Annotated in this window: 12 protein-coding genes; 7 read left to right on the plus strand and 5 right to left on the minus strand. The window is 71.0% G+C overall.

The window, feature by feature from the left end:
• The first annotated feature begins 85 nt into the window (after positions 1-85).
• The 5 genes from fxsT (at position 86) to ACWDR3_RS34800 (ending at position 8,948) form a co-directional block, all read left to right on the plus strand.
• On the plus strand, positions 86-4,264 hold the full coding sequence (gene fxsT, locus ACWDR3_RS34780; RefSeq protein WP_450356550.1) for an FxSxx-COOH system tetratricopeptide repeat protein: 4,179 nt from the start codon (positions 86-88) through the stop codon (positions 4,262-4,264).
• 198 nt (positions 4,265-4,462) lie between these two features.
• On the plus strand, positions 4,463-4,690 hold the full coding sequence (locus ACWDR3_RS34785) for a hypothetical protein (RefSeq protein ID WP_450356551.1): 228 nt from the start codon (positions 4,463-4,465) through the stop codon (positions 4,688-4,690).
• Positions 4,691-4,770: 80 nt separating this feature from the next.
• Positions 4,771-6,492, plus strand: a complete 1,722-nt coding sequence (locus ACWDR3_RS34790; protein ID WP_450356552.1) for an HEXXH motif domain-containing protein — start codon at positions 4,771-4,773, stop codon at positions 6,490-6,492.
• 129 nt (positions 6,493-6,621) lie between these two features.
• On the plus strand, positions 6,622-7,797 hold the full coding sequence (locus ACWDR3_RS34795; protein ID WP_450356553.1) for an alpha/beta fold hydrolase: 1,176 nt from the start codon (positions 6,622-6,624) through the stop codon (positions 7,795-7,797).
• Positions 7,794-8,948: an effector-associated domain 2-containing protein gene (locus tag ACWDR3_RS34800; RefSeq protein WP_450356554.1), complete on the plus strand. Its 1,155-nt coding sequence runs from the start codon at positions 7,794-7,796 to the stop codon at positions 8,946-8,948. Before ACWDR3_RS34795 ends, ACWDR3_RS34800 begins: the two co-directional genes overlap by 4 nt.
• A gap of 9 nt (positions 8,949-8,957) precedes the next feature.
• On the opposite strand, the gene ACWDR3_RS34805 is transcribed toward ACWDR3_RS34800, so the two are convergent.
• Together ACWDR3_RS34805 and ACWDR3_RS34810 are read right to left on the minus strand one after the other, a co-directional pair.
• Positions 8,958-9,857, minus strand: coding sequence for a hypothetical protein (locus tag ACWDR3_RS34805; protein WP_450356555.1), 900 nt, complete (start codon positions 9,855-9,857; stop codon positions 8,958-8,960).
• Positions 9,854-10,957, minus strand: coding sequence for an SPFH domain-containing protein (locus ACWDR3_RS34810; protein WP_450356556.1), 1,104 nt, complete (start codon positions 10,955-10,957; stop codon positions 9,854-9,856). The genes ACWDR3_RS34805 and ACWDR3_RS34810 overlap by 4 nt, the downstream gene beginning before the upstream one ends.
• Before the next feature lie 140 nt (positions 10,958-11,097).
• Here ACWDR3_RS34810 and ACWDR3_RS34815 point away from each other — a divergent pair, with 140 nt between their 5' ends.
• Positions 11,098-12,321 (plus strand): arginine deiminase, encoded by a 1,224-nt coding sequence (locus ACWDR3_RS34815; RefSeq protein WP_450356557.1) that lies wholly within the window; start codon positions 11,098-11,100, stop codon positions 12,319-12,321.
• Positions 12,322-12,445: 124 nt separating this feature from the next.
• On the plus strand, positions 12,446-13,453 hold the full coding sequence (argF, locus tag ACWDR3_RS34820; RefSeq protein WP_450356558.1) for an ornithine carbamoyltransferase: 1,008 nt from the start codon (positions 12,446-12,448) through the stop codon (positions 13,451-13,453).
• A gap of 24 nt (positions 13,454-13,477) precedes the next feature.
• On the opposite strand, the gene ACWDR3_RS34825 is transcribed toward argF, so the two are convergent.
• From ACWDR3_RS34825 to cysD, 3 genes are all read right to left on the minus strand, one after another.
• On the minus strand, positions 13,478-13,933 hold the full coding sequence (locus ACWDR3_RS34825) for an ATP-binding protein (RefSeq protein ID WP_450356559.1): 456 nt from the start codon (positions 13,931-13,933) through the stop codon (positions 13,478-13,480).
• A 285-nt stretch (positions 13,934-14,218) separates the two neighbouring features.
• Complete coding sequence (locus ACWDR3_RS34830) at positions 14,219-15,436, minus strand: sulfate adenylyltransferase subunit 1 (RefSeq protein WP_450356560.1); 1,218 nt, start codon at positions 15,434-15,436, stop codon at positions 14,219-14,221.
• Positions 15,437-15,438: 2 nt separating this feature from the next.
• The coding region (cysD, locus tag ACWDR3_RS34835) for a sulfate adenylyltransferase subunit CysD (protein WP_450356561.1) at positions 15,439-15,906 on the minus strand (468 nt) is incomplete at its 5' end.

Genomic DNA, 15,906 nt, shown 5'->3' on the forward strand with positions numbered 1-15,906 from the left:
GGGGCCAGCGGAATCTGTGTATGAGCCGCGAGAGGCGTCGGCCCCTCTCCCGGACCGTTCCGAATCCGCTCTCCACTGGCAGGAGTTGGCGGACGCGGTCTGGCTGAGTGCGTACTGGCACCGGACCGGACGGCACACCCCGCCGACCGCGGTGGAGACAACCCAGGACAGCGAGCCCGGCGGAGGGACACCACCGTCACCACCCGCTTCGCCGCTCGGGGACCGCCCCGAGCAGTCGACCGACGAGAGCTTCCCGGTCTCGCGGCCGTTGCCCGCGCCCGACCCGGAGGGTCCCGACCAGGTACATCTGGGCCGGCCCGTCCTCACCCGCCCCGACAGCGTGCCGGGTTCGGGGCGCCAATCCGCGCTGCTGGCCCGCGCGTTGCACCGCTTGGCGCGCCGGGTGCCGTCCCACACCGCCGTGCAGCTGGACGAGGAGGCCACGGCCGAGCGGGGGGTCTCGGACGGGCTGTGGCTGCCGTGGTTCCAGCCGGCCACCTCGACGGCGTTCGATCTCGTGCTCCTGGTCGACCAGGCTCCCACCATGGCGGTCTGGCGTGAGTCCACCGCCAGTCTGTCCCTCGCCGCGGAACACAGCGGCGCCTTCCGGGCCGTACGCATCGTCGGGCTGGACGTGCCTCGTACCGGGCAGCCCGCACTGCGGTGGGGCGGGGAACGCATCACGGCCGATCTGGGGGAGATCCTCAGCGGGAGGGGGGACCGGGTCTTCCTGGTCGTCACCGACGGGCTCGGACACGGCTGGGCGGGACCCGCCGCCGACCAGTTGCTCGAGTGCCTCGGCCGGGCCGGTCCGACAGCCGTCCTGCATCTGCTGGCGCCCTACATGCGGCACCGGTCGTCCCTCTATCCGTACCACGTGATCCTGGAGGCCGGAGGTCTCGGGGCCCCCAACCGACGCCTCGGCGTACGACCGCCGAAGAGCGGACCCGATCCCATGCGGCCGCTGCCGGAGTCCGGGGACACCACCGTGCCGATCCCGGTGCTGAGTCTGAAACCGGGCAGCATCGGAGCCTGGGCCGAACTGGTCACCGGTGAGGCGGGGGTCTGCCGTGAGCTGCCCATGGTGCTGGCCGGAACGCTGGAGAAGGGAGCGCCCGCACCTGGCCTGCGCGCACCCCGCCATCCCCGCGCCGCCGCAGCGGCGGTACGGCGCTTCGCCACCCTCGCCACACCCACCGCACGTCGGCTCGCCACCCAACTGGCCGCCGTTCCCTTCGAGTTCGACCTCATCGACGAGCTGCGCAAACGGACGATGCCGGAGAGCGGCCCCGACCATCTGGCCGAGATCCTGATGGGCGGACTGATCGACTGGGGTGGCTTCGGTACGGAACCCGAGTTCGCGGAAGGTGTGCGCGAGGCTCTTCTTGCCACCACCACTCGCTCCCAACTGGCCGCCATAGTAAGCGTGTTGGGCGAGCTGCCCGCCGCCGGTGCACGCGGGGTGGCCCTCCGTGCCGCCCTGCGCGATCCGGCGGGGGCCACCCTGCCCGATCCGAGCGCGCGCGGCTGGCACCACTCCGAACTGGCCGTCATGCGCGCGCTTTCGGGGCCGTACTCCGAGCGGGCCCGCCGGATCGAGGAGAGCAACCCGGTTGTTGACGGAACCCCGTCGGCGCCGGACGGACTTCCGGGTGATCCGCCGACGACGGTGACATCACTCGAAGACGAGCACGGAGCGCGTCCCGACCGGACTGGGAACTCCACGGAGGCACGGCCAGGCATGGAGATGAACTCGATGGGAGGGCCCGCCCTCCTGGTGAACGTTCCGCTGAGGAACACGTCGTTCGTGGGTCGCGCGGCCCTGCTGCGGGCAGTCGAGGAACAGCTCGCGGGGCAGGACACCGCGGCCGTGCTGCCGCACGCCCTGCACGGCATGGGAGGTGTGGGGAAGTCCCAACTGGCGCTCGAGTACGTGTATCGGCACCAGCTCGACTACAAGGTGATCTGCTGGATCCCCGCCGAGCGGGAGAGCCTCATCCTGACCGCGCTCGCCGGTCTGGCCGCGCGGCTGCGGCTCCCCCTCGCGGGACAGGACGGCGGCGGTGCTCCCGCGGCCAACACAGCGGTGCCTGCGGTCCTGGAAGCGCTGCGCACGGGAGTGCCGTACGACAACTGGCTGCTGATCTTCGACAACGCCGAGGATGTCGAAGCCGTGCGCAGCTACTTCCCCGGGAACGGTCCGGGGAAGATCATCGTCACCTCCCGAAACCGCGAATGGGAGCGCGTGGCAACGCCGTTGCCGGTGAACGTCTTCGAGCGTGAGGAATCGATCGAACTGCTCCAGAAGCGCTCCCCGGACCTGTCCGAGGCCGACGCCGACCGGCTCGCCTCGGCCCTGGGCGACCTGCCGCTCGCCGTGGAACAGGCCGGGGCCTGGCGTGCGGTCACGGGGATGCTGGTCGACGACTACCTCGAACTGCTGAACAGGCGCAGCCCCGAGATCCTCCATCTCGACCCGGCCCCCGACTATCCGGTCTCGGTCGCGGCGGCATGGGACATCTCGCTGGAGCGGATCAAGGAGAACAGCCCGGGAGCGCGCGAACTCCTGGACATCTGCGCGTGCATGGCTCCCGAACCCGTACCGCTCTCCATACTGCGCAAGAGCCGCGGGATCGACATCACGCCCAACGTCGACCCCATCCTGGCCGACGCGATCAAACTGAGCCGGGCCATCCGCGACCTGACCCGGTTCTCCCTGGTCAAACTGGACCTTCGGTTCGATGCCCTGCAGATGCACCGACTCCTGCAGAACGTGCTCCTCGCCAAACTGGGCCCCGAGGAGCGTGAGCGCATGCGCAACGCGGCCCACCAGCTCCTGTCGGCGGCAAAACCCGGCCACTACGCCTCGTCCCAGGAGTGGCCCGCCTACCAGGCGCTGCTGCCGCACGCGTTCAGCTCGCAGACGGCGACCAGCACGGACACGTATGTGCGCGACCTGGTCTACGAGACCGTGCTGTTCCTCTACTACTGGGGAGATCACCAAAGCGCCGTCGACTTCGCCCGGCAGGCCTACCGGGCCTGGCTCGCCGCGTCCGGCGAGGAGAACATCCACGTCATCCGCATCTCGAAGATCCTGGCGTTCCTGCTGCGGGTCGTCGGCGAGGCCGGTGAGTCCATCCCGCTCAACGAGACGGCGCTGGAGGTCTCGCGCCGGGTGGACGTCGACCCGGAGGATCTCATCGACTCGATGATCGAGATGGCCGACGCGCGGCGCTACCAGGGCAGGTTCGCGGAAGCCCGCGATCTGGGGCAGGAGGCCACCGAATGGGCCGGCTCCCAGTTGGGACCGGACGACGCGGTCACTCTCCGGGCCGCCCACAGCTGGTGCGTCGACCTGAGGCTGTGCGGCCAGTTCCGCGAGGCACTGGCCATGGACCGGCAGACGGCGCGGTTGCGCGAGGAACTGTTCGGCCCCGCCAGCTCGTTGACGCTCAACACCCTCAACGGCGTTGCGATCGACATCCGGGAAAGCGGCGACTATCCCGCCGCCCGTGTCTTTCTGGAGGACGTCTACCGCCAGGCGCATGCCTCGCTCGGCGAGGACAACCCGCTCACGCTGCGCATCGCGGGCAATCTCGCCGTCTGCCGGCGCCGCGACGGCGCGATCGCGGATGCCGCCAAGCTCGGCGAACAGGTGCTGCGCCACCTGGTGACCGCCTACGGCCCCGATCACACCGACACCATGTCGACCGCCATCAACGTCACCGTCGACCGCCGCGTCGCCGGTGATCTGGAGGGTTCCCGGTGGCTCGGTGAGGACACGGTACGGCGCCTCACCCGACGCTACGGCGAGAACCACGGGCACACCCTGCTTGCCAAAGCGAACCTCGCCGCCACACTCCAGGCCCTCGGCGATCTCGACGCCGCCCAGCAGTTGGAGGAGGAGGCGGCCCGCAGACTCGCCGAGGTCGTCGGCCCCCGCCATGTGACCACCCTGACGGTCGACCTGGGCCGCGCCAACGCGGCCTACGCACGCCTCGACTTCGGACAGGCCCACGAGATCGACCGGGCCAATCTTCCCTCGCTCACCCAGGTCGCGGGCGAGGACCATCCACTGACCCTGTCGTGTGTCGCGAACCTGGCCCTGGACCTGCGCGGTCTTGGCCGGGGTGCCGACGCGGACGAGATGGAGCGCAGGGCGGTGGAGGGCTTCACCCGGGTGCTCCGTGAAGATCATCCGTGGCTGCAGGCGGCACGCCTTCGGCGACGCATTCAGTGCGACATGACGCCGATGCCGCTGTAGGCGACGGCAGTGGCCCCGGTTGCCACCTCGAGTCCCGCATCGACGGGGCTCTGACCTGCGCGGCAAGGCATGCTCCGGTGTCCACCGCATGCCGTGAAAGGGCACGGTGAATCTTGTGCAATGATCTGGCGGGGCTTCGCCGCAACACGTCGGCACAGGTGGCCCGTAGACCGCCGAGAGAACGAAGGGGGAGGCACCTTGCACCGGCCGCTGACCCATGTGCCCGACGTCCGAACCACCGTCGGTGAAGGGGTTTCCAGCGTCGGAGCCCGGGTCTGGGAGTCGGATCTGACCGACCTCGCCCACCTGCCTCTCACCGCCTTCGACACCCTGACGCCGCTCGGCAGCAGCGATCGCCTTCTGGCGGAAGTCCTGCGCCCGCGCAGCAGCATGCGCGGCGGCGGCGAGCCGGGGAGAGCGGAGTAGGGTGCGCCCACTCCGCCCCACGCACGAGGAGCGGACAGCTCCTCCCGCCTGATCGCCCGCACGACGGAGGTCCTCCGGCAATGACGACCGAGCAGTCCCATCCTCCGTTGCGGATGCCCCACCACCTCCTCGCCGAACTCGCCACCGGTGGCGGCTCGTCCGAGGCCCTGGCCTTCCTCGAACGCGGTGAACGAGTGCGGCGGCTCCTGCTGTTGCGCACCCTTCAGGACCACCTCGAATCCGTGCCGACACCGCTCCCGCCGCACTCCGAGGCCTGGAGCGTCCTGCGGGCCGCGGCAGGCAAGGCTCCCGAAGCGGTCGAGCGGCTCATCCTGGCTCCCCAGGTGGGCAGTTGGCTGACCCACGTACTGCGGCGCATGAACGGCACCTCGGAGGGCCCGCCCCTGTGGGCGGAGGCCGGCCGACTGCGGGCACTGGCCGTCACGGCGGCTCTCCACGCCGGCATCGAGGCGGACCTCCTGGTCCCGCTCACCGACGGCACCCTGCACCTTCCCGGCCTGGGAATGGCTCAACTCGCCGACGTGGAACCCGGGGTGACGGTCGGCCGGGCGCGGACGCACGACGGTGAGCTGACCCTGACACTCCCCGAGACCACGGACTCGGCAGACCCCTTGCCCGGTGCCGTACTCACCTGCCGCCCCTCGACGGCACCGGCACGCGGCGAGACCGACGCGGCCGGCACCGGCACGCGTTGGGTCCCGCTGCGCACACTCGTCCACCGCGGCCCCTCGGGCGGCGTCGACATCCCGCTCGACGACCTGGACCCCTACCGCGACCTCGACGAGCCCATCGCACCGGCCCGGCTGGACACCGACGAGGCCGCCGTCTGGCAGACGCTGTTCGAAGAAGCCGCGGGCCTGCTCGGCGGAGCGGACGAGGGATCAGGGCTGGGCCGGCTCGACCCTGCAGCGATCAAAGCAGTCGTCCCGTGGGGGCGGACGAGCACCACTCCGCCGCCACCCCCCGACGTGCGGGTCTCCGCCACCAGCGGCGACTCCTACGGCGCCATGGTGATCGCTCGCCCCTCCTCCGCGCTCGCGCTCGCCGAGGCCTTCGTCCACGAGTTCCAGCACAGCAAACTCGCCGCGCTGCTCCACCTGTTCACCCTCCTCGACGACGACCGCGAGGAGCGCTACTACGCACCATGGCGCGCCGACCCGCGCCACCTCACGGGACTTCTGCACGGCGCCTACGCGTTCATCGGCGTCGCCGGCTTCTGGCGGGAACGGCTGGCCGACGCGGAGCATGCCGAGACGGCCGCGTACCACTTCGCGCTGCGCCGACTTCAGGGTCGGTTGGTCGTACGCACCCTGCTGGCGAGCGGCAGGCTCACGGCCCAAGGACGGGTGCTCGTCACCGGGCTGGCCCGGACGCTCGACGGTTGGCTGCGTGAACCCGTGGATGGGTCCGCCCTGCACCGGGCCCGTACCGCGGCCGCGCTGCACCGCACCGAGTGGCGCCTGCGGAACGTCGCACCGCACTCCGCCGCGGCGAACGACCCGGCCGGTCTCCGCTTCCGCCCCGACCGGGGATCCTGGCCCGACGTACGCACCTACGCGTTCGCCGACCGCCCGAGCACGCCCTCCACCGCAGACGAGCACCTGGCCGCCGGTAACCCGGCCACCGCTCTGGCCCGATACGCCGACGCGCTGGACGCCGATCCGGCCGAACCGCACGCTCTCGCGGGCTGGATCGTCGCCCGCGCGACCCTCACTCCGGGGCGGACCTCCCGCCATATGCTGGCCCGTCCCGAACTGCTCAAGGCACAGCACAGAGTCTGACGGCTTCCGCGGCCCAACTTGTCTTCTGCCGAGTTGAGTTCGGTGCCGGCCGGGGCGGCGGGAGCAGACCACCCTCGCCGCTGCAACAGATCCACCGACCCGACAAAACATGCGTTACTTGGAGTCGTGATGGCGGTTGTCTTCATTCACGGGACAGGGGTGCGCGAGCCGGGCTTCTCGGCGCTCGCGGGGCGCTTCGCGGCAGGGCTGACCGAACTGCGGGACGGGTTGCGCATCGTGCCGTTCTACTGGGGAGGCACACACGGCGCCACGCTCGCCGCGGGCGGGGCGAGTCTGCCGCCAGAGCCGGGGAGTTCGGCCCGTGGCCTGGCCGACGCTCCCGGCGGACCGGGCGTCGGCGACGACCCTGCAGCCACCTGGGCCGTGCTCTATGCCGATCCGTACGCCGAGCTCGCCCTCGCGGCGGCGGGCGCGAAGGTGTCCGGCGAGCGCCCGCCCGGCTTCGTACCACCGCAGCAGAAGCTGCAGTCGCAGTTGGCCGAGCTCGCCGCCCAAGGCGACGCTGCCGCCGCGGAGTTGGGTCCCGGTCTGACCCGTGCCGCCACGGACCTGGCCGCCCATCCGCTGCTCCGCCTCGCCGCCGGCGCCCTCGACCCGGACGACCTGGCAGTCCTGGCCGCGCGCAGCCTGGTCGCCCGGGTCATCGCCGACGCGCTCGACGCGGACGCGCCGCTCGTGCCGACCGGCGAGACACGGGACGCCGTCGCCGACCGGCTCGCCGGAGCCCTCGGAGCGGCGCCCCGAGGAACCGAACGGAGCCTGCGCTCCATGCTGTTGCGGACAGCGGGCTCCGCGGCCTCTCGTGCCGTCGTCCGCCGCAGACGAGCCCTCACCGAAGCCGCCCACCCCGCCGCCGGCGACATCCTGCGTTACCTCAGCCGCGGTGAAGCCGTCCGCGCCGACCTGCGCACACTCATCGCCGGGCTGGAACCGCCCGTCGTGCTGGTCGGCCACAGCCTCGGGGGCATCATCGCCCTGGATACTCTGATCTCGACCCCGATCCCCCAGGTCCGGCTCCTGGTGACGGCAGGCTCCCAGGGCCCCTTCCTGTACGAGTCCGGCTCGCTGCCCTCCCTCGAACCTCCCGATCCGCTCCCGCCGCACGTCCCCGCCTGGCTGAACCTGTACGACCCCCGTGACCTGCTCGGCTATGTGGGCGGAAAGCTGTTCAAGGGGCGTGTCACAGATGTCGCCGTCGACAGTGGGCAGCCGTTCCCGGCGGCCCACAGCGCGTACTGGACCAACCCGGCGGTCTACCGGCACATCGTGGGCCGGCTGCCGTGAGCGGCTCGCTCGTCTCGACGCACGGATCCGCGGTCGTCCCGCCCGCCGATCCGGCCCGGGTGCAGGCCCTGATCGTCGGCATCGAGGCCTACGGCGCCGGAGAGGGCTGGAGCCTGCCGGGGCCCGCCCGGGACGCCGTCGCCCTGTACCGGCTGCTGCGCGCGGCGGGTGTACCCGAGGCCCAACTCCGGCTCCACCTGGCCCCGTTGCCGTCGTACACCCCTGACGTCCCGTTCGCACCCGCGGACCACGCCACCCTGCGCCGGGTCCTCGTGAGCGAGCTGTCGTCGGCGCCCGGTGACGTGCTGTGGGTGTGGTGGGGCGGACACGGTGTCCTCGACCTGTCCGAACGGTTGCGGCTGTTCTGCGCGGACGCCACCACCGACGACAAACTGGCCATCGACCTGGACTCCGCACTCGCCCGGTACGCCGGCGACGCGGTGCCCGCACTCGCCGAGCAGCTGTGGGTCGTGGACGCCTGCGAGACCTTCGAGGAGGAGCTCGAATTCCAGGAGCAACTGCCGCCCAACGTACTGCCGATGGGGCGGCGCACGCTCGTGCACCGGCAGACCGTGCTGCGCGCCGCGGGCCGTGGACGGGTCGCCGGAAACGACCCGGTGCGGGCCACCGGACTCTTCTCCGACATCCTCCTCGGCCTGCTCGCCGAGCGCGCCGCCGCCCTGCCCGCGCCGCCCGATCCGGAAGAGCTGTTCCCCGCGGTGCAGACGCGTCTCGCGGCCCTCAGGGAAGCGGGCCGAACCCTCCAGCATCCCGAGATCAGACTGCAGAGCCCCGGACGCACCGAGATCCTGCCGCCCGCGGGCGATGGCGCGGGGGAGCGGTCGGCCTCGCCCCTGCAGCGGGCCGTGGACGCCCTGCTCGCCTACCCGTTGGTGAACGACCCCTCCGAACGGCAGACGATGGTCAGTGCGCTGGATCCCGCCATCACCGGCACGCTGCCTCGTCACGCCAGGGCCCGTAGCGACCTCGTGGCGGTCCTCATCGGACTCAACCGGCACCATCCGGAGGCGTTGTGGGAGCTCTTCGACGCTGTGGTGTCCATCGATGACCACCCGGGCCGCAGGCGCGAACTCGAACAGGCCCTGCGCGAGTTCGAGGCGACAGCACGGCGCCCGCGCGGCCGCCGGTGACCCGCCCCCTCACCCCACCAACCGCAACCGCTCCCCACAAACCCCCACCCGCACCGTCTGCCCCCAAGTCAACTCCACCGCATCCCCCTCCATCCCGTCCCCGAACGCGATCAGCCGCTCCGACTCGACCGTGAGGGTGAGGTGGGACGAGGCCGAGAGGTGGCCGGCGACCCGGGAGGTGCCGGTGGCCGGGGAGGGCCAGGCCTCGCGGACGAACCACACCAGGCGGGCGTCGGTCGGGTGGGGCAGGGGCAGGTCGCTGCCCCGCTCCTGCCACACCGACCGGAGCCAGCCCGTCGACCCGGTGCCCGTGCCCACCAGCACCCCGGAAGAAGCCTGGGCCTCGACGACACCCCCGTCGCCCTCCAGGCCCAGGCGGTATCTGGCCGTCTGATGTCCGACGGCTCCGATGTAGATCTCGTTGAGCGCGACCAGGCGTTGGGTGTCGTCGGCGACTGCCTCGACCATGGTGAGTTCGTCCACGCCGGTGCCTGCCGCGTGGGCCGACGGGAGCAGGGCGGCGGCCGCCGATGGGCGGTGGCGTACCAGGACGCCCGGGTTGCGGCCGGGGTCCGTGTCGAAGCCCAACACCGGTTGGCCCGTGAGGTACTTGGCCACGTTCGCCACCAGGCCGTCCTGGCCGACTACGACCACGACGTCCTCCGGGGCGAACAGGAAGCGGTCCAAGTCGACCCGCTCCACCCGGGCCTGACGCCATGTCAGCGGGATCGCCGAGGAGACCTCGGCCAGGGCCCGCCTGGTCGCGCGGTGGCGTTCCGCGATCTCCTCGATGTGCCGGCCCCGTGAGGCGAGGAAGAAGGCGGCCTGGCCGTGCGTGCCGTGGTGGGCCACCAACTCCTCGTACTCCGTGGTGCGATGGACGAGGACGACCCGTGGTGCGAGGCTCACGCCCGCTCGCCGCCGCCCAGCCTGGCGAGCAGGCCCGTCAGGACGTCGGGGGAGATGGTGACGCTGTCGATGTTCGGCAGGTTCTCCGCCAGGCGCGTCCCGGTGAGCGCGTTCAGGGTCGCCACGTCCACGTCTCCGTGCACCCGCAGCCAGGCCGCCTGGGCCTGCGCCCGTGCCTCGCCCACCTCGCGCGCGCTCTCCGCCTCGGCGCGGGCCAGCCGCACGGAGCGGGCGGCCTCGGCGTCGGCCAGCGTCACCGTGCGCGTCGCCTCCGCCTCGGCGAGCTTGACCGAGCGCTCCGCCTCCGCCTCCGCGAGCTTCACCGAACGGGCCGCCTCCGCGCTCGCCCGTACCGCGTCCGCCGCCGCGTGCTCCTCCGCCTCGCGCCGCGCGTTGGTGCCGCGCTGGTCGACCAACTGCTCCTCGCGGCGGGCGAGTTCGATCTGGCTGGCCAGTTCGTTCTCGGCGATCGTGCGCTCGCGCTCGACGGCCACCGCCCGCCGCTCGTAGGTCGCCCGGTCGGCCTCCTGCTGGATCTGCTCGCGGGCCGGCGTGCGCAGCGCCCGCTCCACCTCCGGCTCGGGGCGCAGCGCCACCACGCGCACCGCGACCACCTCGATGCCGGTGGCGGGCAGGCGGGGTTCCGCCGCGAGCCCGGCGGCCACCCGCTCGCGCACCGACGCCACCCCGTCGACCAGCGCCGCCGACAGTGTCGTACGGGCGAGCACGTCGAGTGCGTGCTGCTGGGCGGTCTCCGTCATCAGCGTGCCCAGCTGCTCCAGCGGGGCACCCCGCCACACACCGGTGTCCGGGTCGATGGAGAAGTCGAGGCGGGCCGCGGCGAGCGCCGGGTCGCTGACCCGGTAGGTGACCGTCGCCTGCACCGCCACGTCCTGGAAGTCGGACGTACGGGCGTGGAAGGTCATCGCCAACTCCCGGTCGTCGACCGGTACTTCGGAGAGCGCCGCGGTGAGCGCGCGGTACCAGAAGCTGAGCCCGGGACCGTCGTGCAGCAGCTTTCCGTCCCGGTGGTGGCGGACGTGTGCCGTCGGCGCTCCGCGCAGATGGCGCCAGCCCAGGCGCCGGGTGATGTCGGCCATGTGTGTGCGACCCCCTCCGTGTTTCTCGTCATGACGACGATAATCCGGGAAGCCGGTAATCGTCAAGGGGACGAGAACAGGGAATCGCGGAAACGGTCGATCAGGGGGTGAAGTCGGTCATCGGTGGTCAGGATGGAGGCATGGCATACCACGTCGACTCCGAAGCCGGGCGGCTGCGCCGCGTCATCCTGCACCGGCCGGATCTGGAGCTCAAAAGGCTCACCCCCAGCAACAAGGACGCCCTGCTCTTCGACGACCTGCTCTGGGTGCGCCGGGCGCGCGCCGAGCACGACGGCTTCGCGGACGTCCTGCGCGACCGAGGGGTCACCGTCCATCTCTTCGGCGACCTGCTCACCGAGGCCCTGGCGATCCCGGCGGCCAGAACGCTCGTCCTGGACCGGGTCTTCGACGAGAAGGAGTACGGCGTCCTGGCCACCGACCACCTCAGGGCCGCCTTCGAGAACCTGCCCTCGCCGGACCTGGCCGAGGTCCTCATCGGCGGGATGACCAAGCGCGAGTTCCTGGACGCGCACCCGGAGCCGACCTCCGTGCGCTTCCATGTGATGGACCTCGACGACTTCCTGCTCGGCCCGCTCCCCAACCACCTCTTCACCCGGGACACCTCCGCCTGGATCTACGACGGCGTCTCCATCAACGCCATGCGCTGGCCGGCCCGGCAGCGCGAGACGGTCCACTTCGAGGCGATCTACCGGCACCACCCGCTCTTCCGCGACGAGACCTTCCGCATCTGGTCCGAGGGGCAGGCCGACTACCCCTCCACCATCGAGGGCGGGGACGTCCTGGTCATCGGCAACGGCGCCGTCCTGATCGGCATGAGCGAGCGCACCACGCCCCAGGCCGTCGAGATGCTCGCGCACAAGCTGTTCGCCGCCGGTTCCGCGCAGACGATCGTCGCCCTGGACATGCCGAAGGCGCGTGCGTTCATGCACCTCGACACCGTGATGACGATGATCGACGGCGACACCTTCACTCAGTACGCGGGCCTCGGCATGCTCCGCTCGTACACGATCGAGCCGGGCGTCGGCGACAAGGAACTCAAGGTCACCGACCACCCGCCGGAGCACATGCACCGCGCGATCGCCGCCGCCCTCGGCCTGAACGAGATCCGCGTCCTGACCGCCACCCAGGACGTGCACGCGGCCGAGCGCGAGCAGTGGGACGACGGCTGCAACGTCCTGGCCGTCGAGCCGGGCGTCGTCGTCGCCTACGAGCGCAACGCCACCACCAACACCCATCTGCGCAAGCAGGGCATCGAGGTCATCGAGATCCCGGGCAGCGAACTGGGCCGGGGCCGCGGTGGGCCCCGGTGCATGAGCTGTCCGGTCGAACGTGAGGCCGTATAGCGGCCCTGCGGCCCCCCGTACCCGCCGCATGCCTGCCACATACCGGTCGTATATAAATGCGAATCGTCGTATAGACTTCCAGGGTTCCTGTTTCCGCAGTCCCTCGCACTCCTGGAGCGCCCCCATGGCGACAGTCCCGACCGCCCTCGCCGGCCGCCACTTCCTCAAGGAGCTCGACTTCACCGCGGCGGAGTTCGTCGGCCTGGTCGAGCTGGCCGCCGAGCTGAAGGCGGCCAAGCGGGCCGGGACCGAGACGCGGTACCTGAGCGGCAAGAACCTCGCGCTGATCTTCGAGAAGACCTCGACGCGCACCCGCTGCGCGTTCGAGGTCGCCGCCGCCGACCAGGGCGCCTCGACGACGTACCTCGACCCGTCGGGCTCGCAGATCGGGCACAAGGAGTCCGTGAAGGACACCGCGCGGGTGCTGGGGCGGATGTACGACGGGATCGAGTACCGCGGGGACAGCCAGGCCAAGGTCGAGGAGCTGGCCGCCTACGCGGGCGTGCCCGTCTACAACGGGCTGACCGACGACTGGCACCCCACCCAGATGCTCGCCGAGGTGCTCACGATGACCGAGCACACCGCCAAGCCGCTGACCGACATCGCCTACGCCTACCTCGGCGACGCCCGCTTCAACATGGGGAACTCGTACCTGATCACCGGCGCCCTGCTCGGCATGGACGTCCGGATCGTCGCCCCGAAGTCCTACTGGCCCGCCCAGGAGATCGTCGACCGCGCCCGCGAACTGGCCGAGTCGAGCGGCGCCCGCGTGACTCTCACCGAATCCTTGACCGAGGGCGTCCAGGGGGCCGACTTCGTCGCCACCGACGTCTGGGTCTCCATGGGTGAGCCCAAGGAGGTCTGGGACGAGCGGATTACCGCTCTCTCTCTGTACGCCGTGACCATGGACGTCCTGCGTGCCACCGGCAACCCGGACGTCCGGTTCCTGCACTGCCTCCCGGCCTTCCACGACCTCGGCACCAAGGTCGGCCAGGAGATATACGAGACCCATGGCCTCGAATCGCTCGAAGTGACCGACGAGGTGTTCGAGTCGGCCCACTCGGTCGTCTTCGACGAGGCGGAGAACCGCCTGCACACGATCAAGGCCGTGCTGGTGGCCACCCTCGCCTGACCTGCGACGACCTCCAGATCACGGTCACGCGGAACGCCGCTGCGGCGGCACCACCGGCAGCCTGAACCAGACCGCCTTGCCCGATGCGGTCGGACGGTGTCCGCAGGACGAGCTGAGAGCGCGGATCAGGAGCAGTCCGCGCCCGTGTTCCTGCCACGGGTCGGGCTCCCCGCAGTCGGGCCTGGTCAGGTCCCCGGGCGGCGCCGGGTCGGGGTCGTGCACCTCGACCTGACAGCCGGAGGGCATCAGCTCGACGACGAGTTCTATCGGGGAGTCGCCCGCGGTGTGTTCCACGGCGTTGGCGACCAGCTCGGCCGTGAGCAGCTCCGCGGTGTCACTGTCGGCCCCGTTCTCCAGCTCGGTCAGCGCCGTGCGCACCAGCGCACGGGCGACGGGCACGGCCGCGGCGGAGTGCGGCAGCGCGATGCGCCAGGAGGCGGCGGAGGAGGAGGGGCGATCGTACAAGGCGGTTCCGTTCATGAGCAGGCTGTCCTGCTTTCAACCTTATGTATGGTACGGCGCCGCCCGGCAGAGTCGTCCGACGGGCACCGTACGGGACCTTCGACCCCGTACCGAGCGGCTTACCCAGTCCAACGCTCCGCCTCGCATGAGTGAGCCCGTTGTTACCGCGTTATTGACGAGCGGTGACAATGGCGAATCGCGAAGGTTTGTATTGTCATCCTGACGACAGTCAGGAACAGCCCCTGCCCCACGGTGCTACAGAAGACCGGTGCTACAGATGACCGGTCTTACAGGCGACCGGTGCTACAGCTCCACCATGCCCGCCGTCAGCGTCGCCCCGTCCGCCGGGTCGATCACCAGGAACGCGCCGGTGCGCCGGCAGACCGCGTAGTCGTCGAGCGCCAGCGGCTCCGCCGTACGCAGACCGATCCGCCCCAGATCGTTCGCGCCCAGCTCGCTCGCCCCGCCCAGATCCTTGACGATCGCCTTGACGGTCCGGGTCGTGTGCCGGACCAGCACGCGGTCACCGACCCGCAGCGGCCGATCGGCCAGATGACAGACGGCCGCCCGGACCTCCTGCGTCAGCACGGGCACCTCGACCCCGGTCGTGAGCATGTCGCCGCGCGAGATGTCCCGCTGATCGGCGAGACGCACCGCGATCGACTGCGGTGCGTACGCCACCTCGGCCTCGCTGCCCAGCACGTCGATGCCGGTGATCTCGGAGCTCGCCCCGGAAGGGTGCACGGTGACCCGGTCGCCGACCCGCAGCGAACCGGACACCAACTGCCCTGCGTAGTACCGGAGTTCGCCGTGCCGGATGACGTACTGCACCGGGAAACGGGCGGGCGCGTCGGCCGCCTCCGTCCCGACCGGGACCGTCTCCAGGAAGTCCAGCAGGGACGGACCCCGGTACCAGTCCATGTGCGCCGAACGCTCGACGACGTTGTCACCGACCAGCGCCGAGACGGGGATCGGCGTGAAGCCGGGCAGCCCCAACTCGGCCGCGTGGCCCGCGAAGTCCTCGACGATCCGCTGGAAGTCCTTCTCCTCGTAGCCGACCAGGTCCATCTTGTTGACGGCGAGCACCACGTGCGGGACGCGCAGCAGGGCGGCCACGGCCGCGTGCCGACGGGTCTGCTCGACCACGCCGTTGCGCGCGTCGATCAGGACGACGGCCAGCTCGGCGGTGGAGGCACCGGTGACCATGTTGCGGGTGTACTGCACATGGCCGGGGGTGTCGGCGAGGATGAACCGCCGCTTGGGGGTGGCGAAGTAGCGGTAGGCGACGTCGATGGTGATGCCCTGTTCGCGCTCGGCGCGCAGGCCGTCGGTCAGCAGCGCGAGGTCGGGGGTGCTCTGGCCACGGCTGCGGGAGGCGTGCGCGACGGCCTCCATCTGGTCGCTGAGGATCGACTTGGAGTCGTGCAGCAGGCGCCCGACGAGCGTGGACTTGCCGTCGTCGACCGAACCGGCGGTCGCGAGACGCAGGGTGTCGACGGTCGTGCCGGTGCTGGCGTTCATGCTTAGAAGTACCCCTCGCGCTTACGGTCTTCCATCGCTGCCTCGGAGAGCTTGTCGTCGGCCCGGGTCGCGCCGCGCTCGGTCAACCGGGAGGCGGCGATCTCGGCGATCACCTTCTCGATGCCGTCGGCGTCGGAGTCGACCGCGCCGGTGCAGGACATGTCACCGACCGTGCGGTAGCGGACCTGCCGTTTCTCCACGCTCTCCCCGGACTTGGGGCCGCCCCACTCGCCGGCGGTCAGCCACATGCCGCCGCGGTCGAACACCTCGCGGTAGTGGGCGAAGTAGATGTCGGGCAGCTCGATCCGTTCACGGGCGATGTACTGCCAGACGTCCAACTCGGTCCAGTTGGACAGCGGGAACACCCGGACGTGCTCGCCGGGCGCGTGACGGCCGTTGTACAGATTCCACAACTCCGGCCGCTGCCGCCGCGGATCCCACTGCGAGAACTCGTCCCGCAACGAGAACAC

The organism is Streptomyces sp. NPDC001002, assembly GCF_053599215.1.